Genomic DNA, 22,169 nt, shown 5'->3' with positions numbered 1-22,169 from the left:
TGATAACATCAAAATATTTATTACTGTTCCCTGTTCCCTGCTCCCTGTTCCCTGTTCCCTGTTCCCTGTTCCCTTTACTATATATGAGTTCCTCTTCTCAATCTGAAACTTTGATAATTGCCTACTTTTTTGGCGCTCTTCTCGCTATCACCGTTATGGTTTACTTGCTCAGAGGTTTTGGTATTCTTACCTTTCTTCCTGGTGGTATCCTGTGGCTATTGATCTTGTTATCGATTGGTACAGGTCTAGTTTATGGGGTTCAGAAAACTCGACGTTATTAAGGGAATAGGGAGTAGGGAGTAGGGAGTAGGGAGTAGGGAGTAGGGAGTAGGGGTAAGAAAATTGACTGTAGCTAAGCATTCAGCTATCAGCGTGTCGCGTATCAGCGTGTCGCGTATCAGCCTTGGCCTTTGAGCCACGCTACGGGAATGGCCACGCTACTAGATCGGTACTTTGTGGCATAGGCTTAATGCCTGTGACGTAACGCTGACGGCTGTTCGCGAAGCGTGAGCCTTGGGCTCACGGCTGATAGCTGAATGCTTTCGCTTCGGTCGTCAGCTATCAGAATTTCGGGTATCAGCGTTTTGAGGATTTTCCCTGAATACTAATCTAATCGCGGCCTTCAGCTGATATGATGTCAGGATAATTACCCTTAATCGAAATCTCCCCATCTCCCCATCTCCCCAAACCTCCCATCCTCCCCGCGCCCCCGCCCCCTTAATGATGGGTATTCAACCAGACTTGAGATAAGTCTGATGTCGGTAAGCATTCAGCCTAGTATGGTACAACGTAAATAAAGATACTATTGAAAAGTAGCGAAAGGCTTATATAATAAGAATTCTGCTCAGGGCTGATAGTTAAGGGCTGATCGCCCGTCCGCTGAGGGCTGACAGTAGAATCTATTGCGGAAATCCTTGACTACTACGTGGTTATAGGGAATACAGTTAGGTTAATCTTGAACAAAAGTGAGGTAACGACAATCAACATGGAAGCTATTGAACTGGAAGTCAGCCAACTAAAATTTTTACTGAAGCTACTGAGCAAACCGGATTATCGGGCAACGATTACGGAAGCCAAGCCCAATTCTAAAACCTCAGCGGGGGAACGAGATCGAATTTGTCAGGCGTTATGCGATCGCAATTTGATTGAGTCTAATACAGAAATCACGAAAATTCAGATCACTGATGCAGGCAAGGAACTCCTAAACCAAGATCAGGCTGACTCACAACTGAGCACGAAAGAGCGCAAAATTCTTAAAGCCTGTGAAACAGAACCGACTACTCCGGCCAAGACAAACGTCAAGCCTGCTAAGACCCGCAAGGAAATCATGGACAGTTTGATAGAGCAGGGCTATATCACAGTAGCAGAAACTAAATTCAAAGATGTCTGGATTACTGAAGCAGGTATTGAGTACCTCTTAAATAATTATAAACCCGTTGGTCGTGGCAATATCAATCTGTCTAAAACCATGCTAGCGGATTACATCGATTTCCTGCGGAAACAGCTACCAAACTCAACAACTACAATCTCAGCTCTAGTCAATCCCCCTACTAATGAAGAAATATTACAAATTATCAAGAATTTAGACCAAGAACTGGGTACAGAAAACTATTTGCCACTGTTTCATTTGCGCCAAAAGTTACAACCCCCTTTGTCTAGGGAAGAATTAGATAAAGCACTGTATAGCTTGCAAGCAGAAGATAAAATTGATCTGAGTGCTTTGGAAGAAGCCAATATGTATACAGAGGAACAAATTGAAGCTGGTATTCCTCAAAATACCGGGGGGAGGCTATTTTTCATTATGGTGCAGTAAAGTATGATCCTAAAGTAGGAGACAAAGTATAATACACTAACCCCAGACTTCCCAATTGTTAATCCTCTATCCTTTTCCAAACTATAGATGGAATTTTAGAGATGGCAACGATCCAGGAAATAATTAAACAAGCTCCAAATCCGTTTGACCCCGTAACCTGTATTACGGGGAATTTTTGGGAAGATCCAGACAATGGGGCTGTTAATGTCACATCGATTCATCAAGATGAAATCAATCAGATAACCACCACCCTCAGTGCGGTGAATCAAGACCATCGACCCCGCACTATCTTACTGGCTGGTGATCCTGGTGCGGGGAAAAGTTATCTGTTAAAACGTCTCAAACAGCAGCTCAATCAAGACGCCTTTTTTGCTTATATCGGTCCTTGGGCAAATAGCGATCGCATCTGGCGCTATATCCTCAGGGAAACCGTTGATAGTCTGGTTAAAGTCCCAGAAGGAGAACAAGAGTCTCAGTTGCTGCTCTGGCTAAAGAGTCTCCCGACCTTTCAAAAAAACGGCTGGCTTCGGAATGAGCGACAACGATTTATTGGTGACCTCAGAGCTAGCTATCCAGGGGGAATTCATAGAAATAAGGAATTTTTTGGAGTTCTCTATGATCTCACTAATCCAGAACGGTATTACCTGGCTTATCAATGGTTAAGGGGAGAAGATTTAGATGAAGATGAGCTGAAAACTCTTGGAGTCAGAGGGTCTATAGATAATGAAGACGATGCTCAGAACATCTTAATCAACTTCGGGAGAATTTCGTCATCCACCAACCCGATTGTGCTGTGTTTTGATCAATTGGATAATATCCCTCGTTTGCCCGATGGTTATCTGGATCTAGAAGCTCTGTTTAATGTCAACTCTACCCTTCATACTCGCTATCCCAATAACTTGCTGATTATTATCAGCATGATTACCAATACTTTGAAGCGCAATCAAAAACAAATTAAACCCGCTAATATTGCTAGACTTAATCATAAAATTCTGCTCAAAAGGATTACCCTAGAGCAAGCCGAATCCCTCTGGGCAAACCGACTCTATCCGTTACATCAGCAAGCTGACCAAAAAACCAAAACCATTTCACCGATTTATCCTTTAACTCGGCAAGACCTCAAAAAAGCATTTCCTGGTGGTAAAACCACTCCCCGTGAGACATTGACCCTGGGAAATCATATAATTGAAAGGTATAAAACTCAGGGATTTAATAGTTCAGAGTCATCGACCAAGACTGACTCAACTAGTCAAAATGATACCGCTGCCAAATCAATACCGAAAGCAGAAAAAGCCTTAGCTTCATTTAAATTGAAGTGGCAACAAGAATTCCAAAAAACTGAGCAGAAAATTACTCGGATTCAAGATATTGATGAATCTGAATTGATTAAGATGTTACGAGAGGCATTAGACGCTCTGGAGGTCAAGGATGTTAAATCAAACTTTTTGTCAGGTAGTTTTGCCAGTTATTCCCTAAGTTACCAGCTACCATCATCCCAGGAACGGATCGGATTAGTCTGGGGAGAAACTACTAATGGTAACAGCTTCTATCATCTGATGAATGCCTGTGATAAAGCTATTCAAGGCAATCACTGCCAAACTTTATACCTGATTCGCCATACAGAAGTTAAAAAACGTGGTCTTAAGGGGGACAAACTCTACAGCAAACTATTCAATGGTTCTGGCCATATTCACCTCAAATTAGAGGATCTATCTTCTGTTCATTACTTAGCCACTTATCATAGCTTAGTTAATCAAGCTTTTTCCCAAGAGTTAGTGCTTGCTGATACCATACCAACACCGCCAGAGTTACAAGATATAATCCGAAAATCGGGAATTTTGCAGGATTGTCCTTTACTACAAGATTTGAAGATTTTTCCTAGTCAAGTTAACGATACTCAAGTTGTTACAAAGCCGGTTAAGGAATTTGTCATAAATCTGCTCAAACAGAATCAAATTATTGGTCATAACGTTTTAATTAAAACTATTCATAATAAATTTAAGTCTATCAAGGAAATAGCAATTCACCAAGGGATTAAGGAACTGTCTCAGGAAAATAAAATTAAACTTGTCCCTGCGGATGGTTCCCCAGAAAAACAATTAGTATGTTTAGTACCGTAAGCAATCAGCTATCAGCTATCAGCAATCAGCAATCAGCAATCAGCAATCAGCTCTCAGACCAATTCAAGTAGGGTGGGCAAAGTAAGATCATCTAGAATGCTCAAAACAAGCAAACTGTTTTTGCCCACCCTACAAGCAATCAGCAATCAGCTCTCAGACCAATTCAAGTAGGGTGGGCAAAGTAAGATCATCTAGAATGCTCAAAACAAGCAAACTGTTTTTGCCCACCCTACAAGCAATCAGCAATCAGCTCTCAGACCAATTCAAGTAGGGTGGGCAAAGTAATATAATCTAGAATGCTCAAAACAAGCAAACTGTTTTTGGCCACCCTACAAGCTATCAGCAATCAGCTCTCAGACCAATTCAAGTAGGGTGGGCAAAGTAAGATCATCTAGAATGCTCAAAACAAGCAAACTGTTTTTGGCCACCCTACAAGCTATCAGCAATCAGCTCTCAGACCAATTCAAGTAGGGTGGGCAAAGTAATATCATCTAGAATGCTCAAAACAAGCAAACTGTTTTTGGCCACCCTACAAGCTATCAGCAATCAGCTCTCAGACCAATTCAAGTAGGGTGGGCAAAGTAATATCATCTAGAATGCTCAAAACAAGCAAACTGTTTTTGCCCACCCTACAAGCTATAAGCAATCAGCAATCAGACCAATTCAAGTAGGGTGGGCAAAGTAATATCATCTAGAATGCTCAAAACAAGCAAACTGTTTTTGCCCACCCTACAAGCTATCAGCAATCAGCAATCAGACCAATTCAAGTAGGGTGGGCAAAGTAATATAATCTAGAATGCTCAAAACAAGCAAACTGTTTTTGCCCACCCTACAAGCTAAAGATTATTATACCATAATAAAAATTCGGATAACAAGCGCCAATGTACCTGAATCAACCAGCCCAGCTTCGAGAGTTAATCCTGAATTTATCAGCAGCAAAAATTCTGTGGTTAGATACGGAAATTGCTGACTGGAATACTCCTAATCCCAGATTATCTATGATTCAGGTATTGGCTGATCCGACGGATATAAATGGTGACAAAGCTTATATCTTAGATGTATTAGACCAACCAGAAATAGTGATAGACTTTGTAAACTATATTATGGTGAATCCTAACATTGAAAAAGTCTTTCACAACGCTAGTTTTGATTTACGCTATCTAGGTGGTAAAGAGCAAGCTAAAAATATCACCTGTACCTATCAAATAGCGAGAAAGCTGACGAATAAGAAACTGTCTAATCCATTACAGGTATCCAATAATAAATTAAAAACACTAGCGCGAGAGCTGTGCAATTTCGCTAATGTCGATACAGAGGAACAAAGCAGTGATTGGGGCAAACGTCCGCTAACCGAAAAACAGCTAAAGTATGCAAAAATGGATACTGTATATCTAGCCCATGTCCATCGCCGCTTACTAGAAATTGACAAAAATAGCTGGAATCCAGAGCAGATGGTCACCAAAAAATCACGGACGCAACAATCGGAATCCCCTGGCTTCAGTGTTACCCAAGTTAGGGTAGCCCTTGAATGTCCTCGCTTATTTTATTTGAGTCATCACTTTGGTGGAAAAACCCTATTTATACCACCATCCGACTCACCAGGTATTGGGAAAGTCTTCCATCAGCTATGTGAAAAGTGTACTGACACACTCCAGCAAGATTCCCGATTTCAAGCCTTATTTTCCCCCACAGCAAGTCAGCTAGACCAAAGCCAGATTAGCTCTAAGATCCAATCGCTACTGTATGAGCTAGTTGTTTTCCCCAAAATCACCAATCCAAAGATAACCTCGATCTTACTTCAACTGTGGCAAGGATTAAAATCACTAATTCCCCATTGGACTCAATTGCTAGTTGCTAATCGAGGCTATTGTCAGCCAGAGGAAGTAATTAGTAAAACCTTCGTTGCTCAAGAAATAAACCTCAGTTATAACTTCACTCTTCCTGATGGTACCCAGCAACGAGTTAATGGAAAATTTGATAGCTTAATCTTCGACTGTGAGCGCGATCGCTATTGTGTCGTAGACTATAAAACCTATCAACCGGTAGATCCATCCGCTAACGTAGCTCAAGTTGCTCTCTATAGTTACATGCTCCAAACAGAAAAAGGAGTAGCAATCGATGCAGCGGTTTATTCCGTTTTGCCAGAATTCCAAGAACACTACTATTCCTGGGAAGAGCTAGAGGATACAGTGCATCAGCTCATTCCCCATAAATTACAACAGATGCGCCAATGGCTGAGTTGGAAACCTGCCCAGGTCGAAAAGGAGGGAGATGGGGAAACTATAAAAAACCATTGCACTCCAGCAATCGGTAAGGGCGACCTTGAGCCACCACCACCCACGCGACAGCTTCAGCTATGCAACATTTGTCCCCAACAGCAGACCTGTCAAACCTTTTTTGAGGATGGGAAAACTGAGCAAGAGCAGGTCAAGCCAGCATCCCGCAAAATTACTGATACTAAGCAAAAGCCGGTCAAGGCACCATCCCAACCAACTCCTGATGCTGATCAGACCGGGCAAAAATTGGTGAGTACTCTAGAAGACTTTAAAATTAGTGTCGATTATGTCAACGCAACAGTTGCTCCAGCATTTGTCCGGATCAAGCTAAAACCCAATCGTGGGGTAAAAGTCATATCGATACAGAATCGATCCCAGGATTTACAAGTACACTTGGGTCTGGAGAATCCTCCCCTGATTACTCCTGAAGCTGGGTATGTAAGTGTGGATTTACCACGGAAGGATGAGGATAGAGAAGTAGCTAAATTTGATGACTATATCCAGGTTCACCAAAGCTCCAGCAATCCTCCCAGGATTGGGCTTGGAGTAAATTTAGATGGGAAATTGGTAGAAGCGGATTTATCTGATCCCAATACCTGTCACTTTTTGGTAGGGGGCACAACCGGAAGTGGCAAGAGCGAATTTTTGCGATCGCTTCTGCTATCCCTACTCTATCACCACTCTCCTCAACAGCTAAAAATTGCTCTGGTTGATCCCAAGCGAGTCACTTTCCCAGAATTTGAGGGAATGTCATGGTTGCTGTCACCAATCGTTAAAGATAGCGATCGCGCTATCGAACTGATGGAGCAATTAGTTGACGAAATGGAGCAGCGTTACCGGAAATTTGAACAAGCCAAGTGTGCTCACCTAGATGCTTACAATCAGCAATTGAGTAATAAACAAAACCTACCATTACCCCGGATAGTCTGTATTTTTGACGAATATGCTGACTTCATGGCAGAAAAAGAAATCCGCAAAGAGTTAGAATTAAGCATTAAGCGTTTAGGAGCCAAAGCTAGAGCGGCTGGGATTCATTTGATTATTGCTACTCAACGGCCAGACGCTAAGGTTGTTACTCCGATTATTCGCTCTAATTTACCAGGGCGAATTGCTTTACGCACAGCCTCTGAAGCCGACTCAAGGATTATTTTTGGTGGTAGCAACAGTGAAGCAGCTTATTTGTTGGGTAAGGGAGATTTATTATATCAAAAGGGTGGTAAGTTAGAGCGATTGCAGAGTTTGTTTGCTGAGACGATTAAATTGCCTTGATTAAAGTTTATTCAAATAAAGTTTGACCCTGTGGTGCGTTACGGGGCGGACTATCCCAACTTTGACGGTGCGTTACGGGACGGGCTATGCCAACACTGGCGACGAGGCAAAAAATGAGGGCGAGCCCGTCCCTAACGCACCCTACGCCTAACTAACGGCGGAAATAAAGTATAAAAGTATAAAAGTGCAAAAAGAAAAAAGGGCTAAGTCCTCCCAACACCACGAGCCACACGAAAACCGATACTGTCGAAGAATTTACCGCGCGCGTAATAGTCGTTGTAGCGGTAGGCAGAACGGCAATCCCTAGGATAGAAGATCCACGAGCCGCCCCGCATTATATAATAACCAGTATTATTATCAAATTGATTCCAGATACTCCCATCTGTAGGAGCTCCTTGGTAATTATCATGACTTGGATCCGCACACCACTCCCAAACATTGCCGTGCATATCGTATAAGCCAAAGCCGTTGGGGGGAAAACGTCCTACTGGGGTGGTTTCTCCTCGATATTCCCCTTCTGCTTCGTCTGCATACGTATAGGAAGCACGATAATTAGCTAATTTACTGGTTATGGTCTCTCCATAATGGAATGGTGTAGTAGTTCTTGCTCTACAGGCATATTCCCATTCCGCTTCACTGGGTAATCTGTATTCCGTTCCTGTATACTCAGAAAGGCGATCGCAAAATTCCACCGCATCGTACCAGGTTACTTGCTCTACTGGTCGATTCTCTCCTTTCAATCTCGAAGGGTCTGGCTTTAAGTCCCGCTTAATTTTAGGTAGGTTGGCCACAGCTCGCCATTGCGCCTGGGTTACCTGATATTTCCCGAGAAAGAAGGGTTGAATGCTTACTTGGTGTTGAGGTCTTTCCCTGTGATTACTGTACCTCTCACTTTTCGGGGAACCCATTAAGAAGCTTCCTGGTGGGATATACACCATCTCTAGGTCTACTTCATTCCCCAGATCTTGAGTGAAATAACTTGCTTGTTTATTTTCTCGTTTGATTGTTGCTCCTCTAGGGTTAACTGTCACGACTTTAAAGGAAAACTGCTTTAAACCTTTTGGCCCTGCTGTTTGTCTGTAAACTAATAAATCAGAAACGTTATTGGCATTTTTTTCTAACCATTGCTTTAGTTGATCAGCCTTTGACTTGGGAACATTTCCATTTACTAATAAATTATCGACAAATTTGACAATCAGTTTTTCATCATCAGTTGCTTGAGGTATATCATCCCAGCTTTCTAGGATATCATATAAACTGTCAGGGATTTTATTTTTCCAATTGGGACAGCAAGCTCTATAAGCCTGTTGCATTTGTTTGAGCAAGTTCCTTTCTAAAGGAATCAATATTTTGACTAAACTAGTCGTAATTTTAAAATTTTCCTCAATTGCCTTTAATTGAGCATTGTTTGGATTTTGTTTAAGTGCTCCATCAAGTAATTTTTCTAACTCATTGGAAGCTTGATAATGCATTATTAAGTTGTGAACGATTACCTTTAAATTTCCACCGCTAGCAACCTGGTTCAGATTTCTATTTAATTCATAAAGCACCATCATTTCTAATTCAGTTTTATCAGGGAAAGCACTACACAGTGCTTCGTTTATATGGTCGAGTAGATAACCAGGGGTATGTCCAGTATTCATGGATGGTTAGTTCAAGACCTGTGAAAAATAGAACTTAATAGTTTGACTCTAATTTAGTATCTACACTCTGATTATACGGCAGCAACAAAACAACAAAAAGGAGTAAAAAGTACAAAAAGGGCAAAGGGCTAGCTCCTTGCAACAGCCCGAGCCACACGAAAACCGACATTGTCGTCAATGTAATCATTCGGGTCAGAGAAGTCGCGATAGGCAGAACGGCAATACATAGGTCTGTAGAGCCACGAGCCGCCCCGCAGTATATAATAATCAGTATAATTATGATTAATACTCCAGATCCTCCCATCTGTAGGGGCTCCTTTGTAATCACGATGGTAAGGATCCCCACACCACTCCCAAACATTGCCGTGCATATCGTATAAGCCAAAGCCGTTGGGGGGAAAACGTCCTACTGGGGTGGTTTCTCTTCGAAATTTCCCTTCTGCCTCCTTTGCATAAGTAAACTTACCGTCATAATTAGCTAATTGACTGGTTATGGTTTCTCCATAATGGAATGGTGTGGTAGTTCCAGCTCTACAGGCGTATTCCCATTCCCCTTCACTCGGTAATCTGTATTTAGTTCCTGTATATTCAGAAAGGCGTACGCAAAATTCCACCGCATCGAACCAGTTTACTTGCTCTACTGGTCGATTCTCTCCTTTAAAGTAAGAAGGGTCTGGATCTAAGTCCCGGTTAACTTTTGGAAGCTTGACCACCGCTCGCCATTGCGCCTGGGTTACCTGATATTTTCCCAGGAAGAAGGGTAGGATACTTACTTGGTGTTGAGGTCTTTCCCTGTCATGACTCTCCCTCTCACTTTCAGGGCAACCCATTAAGAAGCTTCCTGCTGGGATATACACCATCTCTAGGTCTACTCCATTCCCCAGATCTTGAGTGAAATAACTTGCTTGTTTATTTTCTCGCTTGATTATTACTCCTCTACGGTCAACTGTTACTACTTCAAAGGGAAACTGCTTTAAACTTTTTTCCTTTACAACGTTCTTGGCATTGTTTTCTAACCATTGCTTTAGTTGATCAGCCTCTGATTTGGAAATATTTCCATTTACTAATAAACTTACTAATAAATGATCAACAAATTTAACAATCAGTTTTTCATCATCATTTCGTTGAGGTATATACTCAAAACATTCTAGAATTTCATAGAAACTGTCAGGAATTTCATATTCCCAATCCTCCAAGATTTCATCGGGACAACAAGCTATGTAAGCCTGTTGCATTTGGTTGATCAAGTTTTTTTCTAAAGGAAGCAATATCTTGACTAAACTAGTCGTAATTTTAACTTTTTCCTTGATTACCTTTAATTGAGCATTATTTGGATTTTTTTGAAGTGCTCCATCAATTAATTTTTCTAACTCATTGGAAGCACGACAATGGTTTATTAATCTGTCAACGATTTCCCTTAAATTTTTACCGCTAGCAACCTGGTTCAGATTTTTATTTAATTCATAAAGCACCATCATTTCTAATTCAGTTTTATCAGGGAAAGCACTACACAGTGCTTCGTTTATCTGTTTGAGGAGATAACCAGGGATATGTCCAGCATTCATTGATGGTTACTTCAAGACCTGTGAAAATATAAATTAATACTCTGCTATAATTTAGTATCTACACTCTGATTATACCGAATTGAAACCCGCTATACTAACCCCAAACTAACACCGCATAAACTCCATAACCAAAATAAACAGTAAGTACAATAGCAATAATAATCCGAGCCTTAATCGAAGTGTGCCTTCTCCATAAAATTAAGCATCCCACTATAACAGCCAACACTTCTATAGGAGCAAAAATATGACCATAATGACGAGAATCCCAATAAGACACAGGGCTTTGAAAGCGCCAATTTGACAATGGAAAAAAGTGACGGTGGGCATCGTCAGCATGGAAAGGAAAATCTCCCAACCCATGAAGAGCCATGCTAGCAAACATAGCAATCAGAAACGTTTGACGAAAATAGTAGGCTAACAAGCCACCTACTAGTATCAATGGAAAAGAATTGAAAATATCAAAAAATACTTGCCAGCTTTGGTTATAATAAGATTCAGACCAGATTACATTTTCAGGAATTCCTCTGAGTAATTTCTCATATCCGTAAAAAATTACCATTGGGAAATCCGGTAAGATGGCACCGAACACAATTGGTAAATTATTTTCGGGCTTTCTTTTTTTTCCTAAAATCAGGAGATTGACGATGGCGTGAGCAGGAGTATTCACAAATTAGGGAATTAAGAATTTAGAATTTAGAATCGGGAATCGGGAGTCGGGAATCGGGAGTCGGGAATAGAAATATTTTTTAACTTTGGCGTTGCTTAATAATGGAATGATTTTAAGAGCAGGTGCGCGGCCTTGGGTCGCACCTGTGGAATAGGCATCTTGCCTGTTCCTGATCTTTTGGCGCGGGCAGGATGCCCACTCTACTCCTATTCATACTTCAATTCAGCAACGCCTCAACCTTTACTTCGACTCCTATAACATTCAACATTCAACATTCAACATTCAACTTACAACTTCTAACTTTAAACCTTCAACTCCTAACTTTAAACCTTCAACCAATTTTAAACCTTCAACTTTAAACTTCTAACTTTAACATTTCAACTGATATTCAACGGATTAACATCAATAGTCAAGCTAATATCTGGAGGACACATATCCTGCAATTCCCGCCAATTCAGTAACCTGGCGGGCACAGTAGGAGCAAACTTCAGCAAAATCTGCCATCGATAGCGACGAGCAACCCGGATTACACTGGCTGGTGCTGGTCCTAGGATATCGTATTCGGCTTCAGGAGTATCTAACCTGTCCGCTAAATCCTCCGCTACCTTCTCCACCGCCGCAGGATCCAATCCACTTATGCGCAACAGAATCAAATCACCATAAGGGGGATAGTTCAGTGCTGCCCGTTGTTCCAATTCGTCGGAGATAAACGACTGATAATTATGAGTTTTGACAGCCTGAATCACAGGATGCTCTGGGGAATAAGTTTGAATAATCACCTGACCAGGGTCATCCCCACGACCGGCACGACCTGCCACCTGAGTTAAGGTTTGAAATGCCCGCTCGGATGCTCTATAGTCTGACAAATACAGTAGTCCATCTGCTGCTACCACTCCCACCAGTGTCACCTGAGCCAGATCTAATCCTTTGGTCAGCATTTGGGTCCCCACCAACAAGTCAGCCTCCCGATTAGCGAATTGAGTTAACAGAGTGCGATGAGCATTCTTGGTACGAGTGGTATCACTGTCAAAGCGGATAATTCGCAACTCTGGAAACAGCTTGGCCAAATCTTGAACAACCCGCTGAGTACCACTACCAAAAAATTTCAGGTAGGGAGAACTACATTCTGGACAACTACGGGGATGGAGTTGTCCGAAATTACAATAGTGGCACCGCAATACTTGAGTAGCGCCTTCATGAGTATAGTGATAGGACAAGGAAACATCACAGTTAGGGCATTCAACTACATGACCACAACTACGACAAGACACAAAGGTACTGTGTCCCCTGCGGGGGATAAATAAAATCCCCTGTTTCTCTTGTTCTTTTAGTCGTCTCAAGCTGTCTTGGAGAGAACGGCTAAAAATCGACCGATTCCCAGCTTGTAACTCCTGCCTCATATCCACAATTTCCACCGGTGGCAGGGGTCTCGATTGAATCCGTTCCGGCAGGGATAAGTAATGAGTGCTAAGTTCTGGATGCTGAGGAGGTGAACAGGTGAAGGGGTGAACCTCAGGAGCTGAAGAAGTCAGGGGATTAATGTCACTACCGATTTGACCATCTCTCGCTCCCCCCATCACCTTAAGACTGACCCAGCTTTCCACCGAAGGAGTAGCTGAACCTAAAATAAGGGGACAATTTTCTAATTCTGCTCGCCATTGGGCAACGGTGCGAGCGTGGTAGGTAGGAATGGGTTGGTCTTGCTTGAAGCTGGAGTCGTGTTCTTCATCTAATACGATTAATCCCAACTGGGGCAAGGGGGCAAAAACAGCAGAACGAGTGCCAATCACTACTTGTGGCTCACCTGGGATCATCTGTCGCCAGGTATCATAGCGCTCCCCTTTATTCAAGGCACTGTGGTAAACCCGAACTTTATCACCAAAGCGAGCCCGGAAACGGTCAGTAATTTGAGGAGTTAAGCCAATTTCCGGCACCAACACCAAAGCCGATTTTCCTTGCGCTAGGATTGGTGCGATCGCTTGTAGATAGACCTCCGTTTTCCCAGACCCAGTCACCCCATGCAACAGCACTTGGGCAAAGCCATCAATATTATTAATCAGGTCTAATGCACGGGATTGGGCATTTGTCAAGTTTTTTGGGGCATCTGTAGCCATATTTGGTAAAGTAGCATTGCGCAATACTTCCCTAGGCTCAATCACCACATATCCCTTATCTTCCCATGAATTTATAGTTGAAGAACTAACATTACAAATTTGTGATAGTTCACTCAACCACAAATCCCCCCCACGACGGCGTAGCACCTCCAATACTTCCCGTTGCCGTCGAGTCAGATTAGATCGATTGAGATCAGCCACCAGAGTCACAGCTTTCCTGAGCTTAGGACGAGTTGGCTTAGGAGCTTCCAAATAACTTTCGACCCAACCTCGCTTGAGCAGGTGACGTAATCCTGCTTTAGCCCCCTTTACCTGACGTTGGAGGTATTGCCAGCTGTAATCCCCATTGGGTTTAGCCTGGAGAATCTCCAAAATCTTACTTGCTGCTGAATTATTGACAAAGACATGAGCCTGTTTAGGTAAGGCCGAGGAATTGAGGCGAATCCGACGCTGCGATCGCCCTAACAGTCCTGGAGGTAAAGCAGACCGAATCACTTGGATTAGAGGGGTGCAGTAGTATTGAGCCACCCGCTCTAACAGTTGGCAGTAGGAACTGGGAAAGAAACCGGGACTGATGACCTCTTCTACGTCCTTAATTTTCTCCAGTGGTAAGTTTGGGGGTGGAGAGTCTACAATCCGAATAGCGATCGCTCCTAGCTGTTGAGTCCCGAATGACACACTCAAAACATCTCCAGGATTGATTGATACATCCAATGAATTACGATAAGTATATATACCTTGAACTCCTGGACAATCTACTAAGACTTCAACCCACTTTTCTTGGCCACCACCAGAAAAGTAAAGTGCTCTAGGCTCAGCTAACAGTAGACCTAAAGGAGGATTAGACATAGGGCAGCTTTAGTTTGGGAAGGCTCCTATTCTATCACTATTGGTAGATAGGAAAATTCTAAAATATGTGAGATCCTGTTTCCAGAGTCAAAAAAAATAATAAAAGCAATGGGAAGAGAATTATCTCCCCTGCTTTCACCCTAGACTGTAACTAAAATATATGTAATTAAACATTTCGTAATTACAGATACAACTAGCCAAACTGCTTCTGGTAAGCTTAAAATCATTAATTTATAATCACGTCAATCACACATTAACTACTTGAAGCAGGTTGGGTCACTGAGCTTTGAGGGTATGGAGCGTGTTTTAGCTGCTCTGTCTAGAGTATTAACTTCTTTGTGAAACCAGCAACACCAATTTTTTAGAACAGATTTCTCATTAAAGGCCAATTTTCAGCAACAAACAGCCTCAATCCCTCAGGGCAACGGTTTTAACAAACTTAAAATACACTTGCAACTCACACATCCCTATGAATATTACAGAATTAAACCAGACTCATACAATGCCTTCTACGGAAGAGAAAGATTTTTATGTTACTGACCACATTGAGCCAGAGGAAACAGATTTACAGCGTGTAGCCGTCGAATTCACCGAAGACGATGAACTAGTGGTCTCTACTTCCCATAATTTCCGGAAAAGCGGCTCTGATGACACGGTGGGTGCGTTCTTTAAGGAGATGGCTCGTTACCCATTGCTCAAGCCAGACGAAGAGGTAGATTTAGCCCGTCGGGTTAAGTTCCTAGTAGAAATAGACCATCTCCACAACAGCTTACAGGAAAAATTAGACCGTAAACCAACTAAGGCTGAGGTAGCTGCAGCGGTCGAGATGACAGAACGTCAGTTGGAGGGGAATTTATATCGTGGTCGTGTGGCAAAACGCAAGATGATTCGCTCGAACTTGCGCTTAGTGGTTTCAATTGCTAAACGATATATAAATCGGGGTGTACCATTTCTAGATTTGATTCAAGAAGGTGCGTTGGGCTTAAACCGAGCAGCGGAAAAGTTTGACCCAGATAAGGGTTACAAGTTTTCTACCTATGCTTATTGGTGGATTCGTCAGGCCATTACTCGTACTATTGCCAATGATGCCCGAACTATTCGTCTACCAATCCACATTGTCGAAAAGCTAAATAAACTTAAAAAAGCTCAGCGGGAACTTAAACAAAAACTGCAGCGCAATCCTAATGAACTAGAACTTGCTCAAGCGCTAGAAATTTCCCTCTCCCATTTGCGTCAGTTGCTAGAACTGCGTAGGCGCTCCCTTTCTTTGAATCACAGAGTTGGTAAAGGGGAAGACACAGAACTGATGGATTTGCTCGAAGACAATGATCTACGATTGCCCGAAGATAAGATGAATGAATCCATGATGCGCCAGGAGATTTGGGAGGTTCTCAGTGATGTTCTGACTGAGCGGGAAAAAGATGTGATTTCTCTACGCTATGGTTTAGCCAGCAGTGAACCCTACACCCTAGAAGAAGTAGGAGGCATGTTCAATCTCTCTCGGGAACGGGTGCGTCAGATTCAAAGCAAAGCCATGCGTAAGCTACGCCGTCCCCAAGTGGCTCGACGGCTTAGAGACTGGTTGACCTAGTGCAGCAGGTCTTAGGTCAGCTCTTGACTTATAGATAAAGGGTAAGCTATCAGCGTGTCGCGTATCAGCGTGTCGCGTATCAGCGAACAGCGATTAGCGCTACAGATGGTGCTACTTGAGGTGCTATCAGCGCTGTAGCCACGCTACCGGAACAGTTTATGCCCATAGCCAAAGCTACACCGAACAGCTTTTGAATAAAATAAACTGACGGCTGATGAATAAAATAAGCTGACGGCTGACGGCTGACGGCTGTTGGCGTAGCCTGGGCGTAGCGCATATGCTTACGATAAAGGTTATGTCGAAATCAGGTAATTCCAGTTAATTAGTTACCCATTACCAGAGAAGGGATATGATAATTAATCAAATTGTCTTTTTTATCAGAGTGGGAGAGTTTGAGAGGGAAAAGAATACCCCGTCCTCTTAGGTCGGGGATGAATTTTTCCTCTCAAATAGTGTTAATATAAAAAGTAAGGGTCTCAAAAAAACTGGGTATTGACCCTACTCAGCTACCCTCGGTGCGTTCGCGTAGCGTGGCCATAGGCCAGGGAAAGTTACGCCCATGGAGATAACAACCAACTAGGTTGTGCCTGGGAATCCCCATTCCTCTTAGGATGGGGAGGTTCAATGTCCCTTTGCCAGCACTATGGGTAACTTTACCTTAAGACCAGCCACAGAAGCTGATGTAGCGATTCTGTTTAATTTGATTAAGGCTCTAGCAGAGTATGAGAAACTCTCCGAAGCTGTCACTGGCAATGTTGATGACCTGAAAGAACACCTGTTCGGCGCTAAACCCTACGTAGAGGCGATTATCGTTGAACAGGGTGGTCAAGGAGTGGGATTTGCACTGTTTTTTAACAACTATTCCACATTTCTAACTAAGCCAGGAATTTATCTAGAAGATTTATTTGTATTACCGGAATTTCGCCGCCAAGGCATCGGTAAAGCTATACTCAGTTACCTGGCTCAGCTAGCAGTGGACCGTGGCTATGGGCGTTTAGAATGGAGTGTACTGGATTGGAATGAACCTGCCATCGCATTTTATGAACGTATGGGAGCAGCAGTATTGCCAGACTGGAGAATTTGTCGAGTGACTGGGATAGGTCTCAATCAGCTAGCTGAGTATACTGATCCGGCAACGACTGACTAATGTTGCTTAAATGCTATACTAGGAAGTATATGCAGCTGCGACTCTAAACCCCTAGTTGCAGGTAAACTGCAAAAAGGACATAGGGTAATTTACATATTGGTTGATATAAAAAAAATCACAAATGACTATTTGGGTAAACGAGCAGATTGATCCATCGGGTCTTCTCTACTCTTGTATTGCCACTTGCAACGAAGAGCAGGCTAAGGATTGCCACGAGTCGTTTCAGGAGAACTTGACTGATCAGCAAAAAGCAGCGGGTTGGGTTGCCCGATTACGCACAGTTAAGTCTTGGGATGAAGTGCCGGTGAATACCTTGAAACTTAATTAGAATGTAGAATGTAGAATTGAGAATTGAGAATGAAGAATTGAGAATTGAGAATTGAGAATGAAGAATTGAGAATTCTACATTCATTCTACATTCTACATTCATTCTACATTCTACATTCTGCATTCTACATTCATTCTACATTCTACATTCTACATTCTACATTCTGCATTCTACATTCGCGCATTCTGCATTCTACATTCTGCATTCTACATTCGCGCATTCTACATTCTCGGCGTTGCTGAATTAAGGAATGAATGCGCGATCATCTAGTTTTATTAAAGCCCCCTAAATCCCCCAATTCTGGGGGACTTTGAGAGTTTTTCCCCCCAAGCGAGCAATCCCTCGCTTGGGGGGCTAGGGGGGCGAAACCATACTGAGAATCAGCAACGCCACATTCTCAGCCTAAGATCTATTTTGGCTTGGGCAGTCGTAGCAAATTGGAACGGATTGGACCGAGAATGCGGTTTAGCTCACGCAATTGATCAGCTGTCCCCATACAAATCAGCAGGTCTCCTGGTATGAGTTTAGTGTCACCGTCTGGTCCAGCAATCAGACGACCGGAATCCCGGCGAATTGCTAAAACCAAAGCACCAGTTTGCGATCGCAGTCGGGCTTCCCTGAGGGTTTTGCCCACGCAAGGACAGGTTTCGGGGTCTAGCAGAAACTCTTCCATATAAAAAGAGCTATCAGTTCCGGTTAGAATCCCATCCACAAAATCCATGACTTGGGGTCTAAGGGCTGCAGCTGCCAAGCGTCTACCACCAGTGATGTAGGGAGAGACTACAGCATCTGCACCAGCTCGCTGCAACTTTTGAACAGCTTCTTCGGAGCTAGCACGAGCGATGGCTCGAATTCGAGGATTGAGGGTTTTGGCAGACAAGATAATATAGAGATTTTCAGCATCTGAGGGCAGGGCAGCCACCAGACAAATTGCCCGTTCAATCCCCACATTTAGCAGAGTTTCATCCAAGGTGGCATCTCCGTGTACAGAAATACAACCCATATCCTGGACAGCCTGAACCTGTTCCAATCGGGAGTCAATTGTTACAAATGGGATGCCCTCAGCCTTAAATTCCAGAGCAATCTGACGCCCAGTCCGTCCAAACCCACACAAAATGTAGTGTTTCGTCAAACTATCTAGCAAGCGCTTCTGTTGCCTCATGCGAATTCCATCTTGAAAGTAGCCTTGAATTAGGGCTTCTGTAAACCGGTTAACAATGTAACCGATACTAATAATGCCCATAAAAATCAGACAAATGCTAAATAGTTTTGCCCGATCTCCCATCGGCCGTACTTCTTGATAGCCCACTGTCGAAAGGGTGATTACCGTCATGTAGGCTGACTCCAACCAGCCCCAGCCTTCAACCACCCGATACCACAGAGTTCCAATCAGAAATACACCCCCGAGAGTGATCGCACCGGCAATCAGCTCTTGGCGAAGACGTCGATATTTTTGCTCAAGGGTTGAATACACCGTTGCTTGTCATGGGTTAACTTAACTTAATACCTAGATAAAATTCAGGTGAAACTGGCAACACCGACAGCTGACAGTGGTTTTTAATATTACATATATGAATATGATTAAGTGTATTGGTTTGCTATCGGTATAGTTGACAAATATAGTTGACAGATATAGTTAACAAATATAGTTAACAAATATAGTTAACAAATATAGTTAATAAATATAGTTGATAAATATAGTTCACAGATACGGCGGTTTGCAATTCAGTTAGGTACAAAGTTCTGGGTTTTTAGGGAACAGAGAACAGCGGATCTGGGAACAGGGACAACAATCCTGTGTACCTGATAGTTATGCAAACCGCCCTATATAGTTCACAGATATAGTTCACAGATATAGTTCACAGATATATAGTTCACAGATATATAGTTCACAGATATATAGTTCACAGATATAGTTCACAGATATAGTTCACAGATATAGTTCACAGATATAGTTCACAGATATAGTTCACAGATATAGTTCACAGATATAGTTCACAGATATATAGTTCACAGATATAGTTCACAGATATAGTTCACAGATATAGTTCACAGATATAGTTCACAGATATAGTTCACAGATATAGTTCACAGATATAGTTCACAAATATAATATATAGTTCAAAGATATAGTTCACAGATATAGTAAAGTGTTCAAGACATATGAAACCAGGCGGTCAATGCGACTGCCAAGGCATCTGCTAAATCATCTGGTTTGGGGATGGTGTCTAAGTTTAACTCCCGCATAACAGCCTGCTGAACCTCATATTTATCCGCATTACCATATCCGGTCATTGCCTGTTTAATCTGACCCGGTGTAAACTCTACCATTGGAACTTGATGTTGTGCTGTTACTAACACCACAACACCCCGTGCCTGAGCTACGGAGATCGTAGTACTCATACGGTAGAAAAAAAGTTTTTCAATCGCCACCAGATCCGGTTGGCAGTGTTCAAGCAGGGTGTGTAAATCCTCGTAAATCGTACACAGTCGTGAGCCGTAATCAGTCTTGGCAGGGGTTTGGATGATGCCAAAATCTAGCAACTGCAATGGTTCAAGGGTTGCCTGTATTAGTGACTGCCTAGAAGGCTTGGCCACTCCTAAGGAGCCTTTTGTGTTTGCTGACTTACTAATTTTGGTGGTTTGGCAACTAATTGCGCCAAAACCTAAAGTAGCTAGTCCTGGGTCAATTCCCAAAATTCGCTTTTCCATCTGGCTCACTGCAGTTAATCCCTTTCGAGTGTAATCACTAAATTAGGTTAATGGTGTTAGTGCTATCATCCCTATTACCTAGTGCTATGATCCCTAGTACCTGTAGCGTTCGGCATTAAGTCATGACCTCTAAGCAGCCACACCTTAACGGGAATCAAAGAAGTCTGGGGTAGCTGACTACTTGGGATTATTCTGTTTCACCCCGTATTTTTTGGGGTTACGCTACTACTCTCATACCCTAAATGGCAACTCAATCGACCTCACCACTTTCGGCATATCCACGGGTAAATTCTGATCATAACGTTTAGGTACCGGATATTGTATTAATCACACCTTAGCCTAATTATCTGAAACTGTGGTGATCAGTACCAGCTTCATGGTGAATTCACCATTGAGGTGCGACCCAAGGGCGCGAGCAATCCCTCGCGCCCTTGGAGGCGCGCACCTTTATCAGTAATATCAATGAAAACCGCTATACCTGAAGGGTGAGCGGCTATGTGAATCACGCGCTTTTCACACGAATGTTTGATTAGGCAAAGAAAGTACCAATCTGACAGGCACTTCCGGAGCCTTAGCCGTTCCTCACTACATGCATCGCCTCCTTGTCAAGTGCTGGAGTTCGACCAGCAATGTCTATCCAGCTTTTGTATTTACCATACTGAGTGTAGTTATGTCCTCAATCAGTCTTTTCAAAAGAGCTCTACGTACCCTACAAAATGAATCGAGAGGTCGAATTCCTCAGCGGGTCAACCGTTGGTTTAAGTGGTTAGCCCCTGGATTACTGGTGAAGCGTTGGATACTTTTAAGTGCTGGTGGTGTAGTGCTAACAAGTTTGGGATTAGCGATTTGGGTAAAGCTGACCCCAGTTTTTTACATCATTAAATTCACAGCCCAAGTTTTAGAGAAAATTACCACCATTATTCCTAACCATGTGTCTGGTCCAATTGCGCTGATCTTGGGTCTGGTTTTCATCTTCTGGGGGCAAACCCGGACGGTAGGATCAATTACGGAAGTTTTAAAACCCGACCACGATCGAAAACTGATTGATGTGCTGATGGATCATCGTCGGTTAAACCGGGGACCGAAAATTGTAGTCATTGGGGGTGGCACTGGTCTTTCTAGCTTACTTAGAGGACTAAAGGTTTATAGTGCTAATATCACTGCTATTGTTACGGTAGCTGATGATGGCGGTTCCAGTGGACGGCTGCGACGGGAAATTGGAGTGCTACCACCGGGGGATATTCGTCACTGTTTAACGGCACTGGCAGACCAAGAAAAGTTGTTAACCGAACTGTTTGAATACCGTTTTCGAGCTGGTAGTGGTTTAGTCGGTCACAGTTTTGGAAACCTTTTCCTGACCGCAATGAGTGATATTACTGGGGATCTAGAACAAGCTGTTGCTGCTAGTTCTCAGGTATTAGCAGTGCGAGGAAGAGTGTTGCCAGCTACCCTAACTGATGTCAGCCTTTGGGCTGAATTAGCTGATGGACGTCGGATTGAAGGAGAGTCTAATATTACTGATGCTCGGGGAGTGATCAAAAAAATTGGTTGTACTCCCGAACATCCACCTGCTTTACCAGCAGCACTCAAGGCAATTCAGGAAGCAGATTATATTATAATAGGACCCGGTAGCCTCTATACCAGCATTATTCCCAATCTGTTGGTGCCAGAAATTACCGATGCGATCGCAGCTCGCTTGATACCCCGCATCTACGTTTGTAATATCATGACCCAGCCAGGGGAAACTGATGGATATAGTGTCTCTGACCATATCAAAGCTATTGATAAATCTTGTGGTAAAAGGCTATTTAACGCAGTACTGGTGAATCGCAAATACCCCTCAGCTGGGTCACTGATTAAGTATGCTCAAGTTAAGTCTCATCCAGTATTTCTAGATCGAGAAGAAACTGCTAAATTAGGGCGTCGGATTGTGGTGACAAATGTAATGTATGAAGATGAGGAAACTCATTTAGTGCGGCACAATTCCGAAAGGCTTGCAAGGGTTTTATTACGATGGTATAGTCGAGCGCATGCTTAGATAACGTGAGTGCGATGAAAATTTTTAAAGGAAAATA

The 22,169-nt window shown here is 42.9% G+C and carries 15 protein-coding genes; 8 read left to right on the top strand and 7 right to left on the bottom strand.

Translation table 11 applies throughout. The features are described 5' to 3' along the window. Positions 1 to 83: 83 nt before the first annotated feature. The 4 genes from F6K63_RS37905 (at position 84) to F6K63_RS19120 (ending at position 7,478) form a co-directional block, all read left to right on the top strand. Positions 84 to 281, top strand: a complete 198-nt coding sequence (locus F6K63_RS37905) for a hypothetical protein (protein WP_044492812.1) — start codon at positions 84 to 86, stop codon at positions 279 to 281. A 674-nt stretch (positions 282 to 955) separates the two neighbouring features. Further along, positions 956 to 1,813 (top strand): hypothetical protein, encoded by an 858-nt coding sequence (locus tag F6K63_RS19130; RefSeq protein ID WP_229414577.1) that lies wholly within the window; start codon positions 956 to 958, stop codon positions 1,811 to 1,813. Between the two features lie 101 nt (positions 1,814 to 1,914). Continuing rightward, positions 1,915 to 3,933 (top strand): ATP-binding protein, encoded by a 2,019-nt coding sequence (locus F6K63_RS19125; RefSeq protein ID WP_287312920.1) that lies wholly within the window; start codon positions 1,915 to 1,917, stop codon positions 3,931 to 3,933. An 881-nt stretch (positions 3,934 to 4,814) separates the two neighbouring features. After that, positions 4,815 to 7,478: a DNA translocase FtsK gene (locus F6K63_RS19120; RefSeq protein ID WP_287312919.1), complete on the top strand. Its 2,664-nt coding sequence runs from the start codon at positions 4,815 to 4,817 to the stop codon at positions 7,476 to 7,478. 203 nt (positions 7,479 to 7,681) lie between these two features. Here F6K63_RS19120 and F6K63_RS19115 read toward each other — a convergent pair whose 3' ends face one another. From F6K63_RS19115 to priA, 4 genes are all read right to left on the bottom strand, one after another. Next, positions 7,682 to 9,121: an SUMF1/EgtB/PvdO family nonheme iron enzyme gene (locus F6K63_RS19115; RefSeq protein WP_287312918.1), complete on the bottom strand. Its 1,440-nt coding sequence runs from the start codon at positions 9,119 to 9,121 to the stop codon at positions 7,682 to 7,684. A 128-nt stretch (positions 9,122 to 9,249) separates the two neighbouring features. Next, complete coding sequence (locus tag F6K63_RS19110) at positions 9,250 to 10,686, bottom strand: SUMF1/EgtB/PvdO family nonheme iron enzyme (protein WP_353813053.1); 1,437 nt, start codon at positions 10,684 to 10,686, stop codon at positions 9,250 to 9,252. Positions 10,687 to 10,780: 94 nt separating this feature from the next. Next, positions 10,781 to 11,353: a hypothetical protein gene (locus F6K63_RS19100; RefSeq protein ID WP_287312917.1), complete on the bottom strand. Its 573-nt coding sequence runs from the start codon at positions 11,351 to 11,353 to the stop codon at positions 10,781 to 10,783. Positions 11,354 to 11,730: 377 nt separating this feature from the next. After that, on the bottom strand, positions 11,731 to 14,316 hold the full coding sequence (gene priA, locus F6K63_RS19095; protein ID WP_287312916.1) for a primosomal protein N': 2,586 nt from the start codon (positions 14,314 to 14,316) through the stop codon (positions 11,731 to 11,733). Positions 14,317 to 14,785: 469 nt separating this feature from the next. Here priA and F6K63_RS19090 point away from each other — a divergent pair, with 469 nt between their 5' ends. Next, positions 14,786 to 15,907 carry an RNA polymerase sigma factor, RpoD/SigA family gene (locus tag F6K63_RS19090; RefSeq protein ID WP_008186088.1) on the top strand — a complete coding sequence of 374 codons (1,122 nt, stop codon included), beginning with the start codon at positions 14,786 to 14,788 and terminating at the stop codon, positions 15,905 to 15,907. A 79-nt stretch (positions 15,908 to 15,986) separates the two neighbouring features. Here F6K63_RS19090 and F6K63_RS19085 read toward each other — a convergent pair whose 3' ends face one another. Next, on the bottom strand, positions 15,987 to 16,184 hold the full coding sequence (locus F6K63_RS19085) for a hypothetical protein (RefSeq protein ID WP_131826836.1): 198 nt from the start codon (positions 16,182 to 16,184) through the stop codon (positions 15,987 to 15,989). Positions 16,185 to 16,550: 366 nt separating this feature from the next. Between F6K63_RS19085 and F6K63_RS19080 the strand changes: the two genes are divergently transcribed. Then, positions 16,551 to 17,054 (top strand): GNAT family N-acetyltransferase, encoded by a 504-nt coding sequence (locus F6K63_RS19080; RefSeq protein WP_287250805.1) that lies wholly within the window; start codon positions 16,551 to 16,553, stop codon positions 17,052 to 17,054. Between the two features lie 121 nt (positions 17,055 to 17,175). Beyond that, positions 17,176 to 17,382, top strand: coding sequence for a hypothetical protein (locus tag F6K63_RS19075; RefSeq protein ID WP_008186091.1), 207 nt, complete (start codon positions 17,176 to 17,178; stop codon positions 17,380 to 17,382). A gap of 409 nt (positions 17,383 to 17,791) precedes the next feature. Here the strand turns inward: F6K63_RS19075 and F6K63_RS19070 are convergent, their stop codons facing one another. Next, positions 17,792 to 18,856, bottom strand: coding sequence for a potassium channel family protein (locus tag F6K63_RS19070; protein WP_008186093.1), 1,065 nt, complete (start codon positions 18,854 to 18,856; stop codon positions 17,792 to 17,794). A gap of 680 nt (positions 18,857 to 19,536) precedes the next feature. Further along, entirely contained in the window at positions 19,537 to 20,094 is a 558-nt protein-coding gene (ruvC, locus tag F6K63_RS19065; protein ID WP_008186095.1) for a crossover junction endodeoxyribonuclease RuvC, read from the bottom strand. Positions 20,095 to 20,764: 670 nt separating this feature from the next. Between ruvC and F6K63_RS19060 the strand changes: the two genes are divergently transcribed. Beyond that, on the top strand, positions 20,765 to 22,132 hold the full coding sequence (locus F6K63_RS19060) for a gluconeogenesis factor YvcK family protein (RefSeq protein WP_287312915.1): 1,368 nt from the start codon (positions 20,765 to 20,767) through the stop codon (positions 22,130 to 22,132). Positions 22,133 to 22,169 lie beyond the last annotated feature (37 nt).

It is taken from the genome of Moorena sp. SIO1G6 (genome assembly GCF_010672795.1).
Lineage (GTDB): Bacteria > Cyanobacteriota > Cyanobacteriia > Cyanobacteriales > Coleofasciculaceae > Moorena > Moorena producens.
Note: the sequence above shows the minus strand (reverse complement) of the source record. Positions and strands in the feature narration are given on the sequence as shown.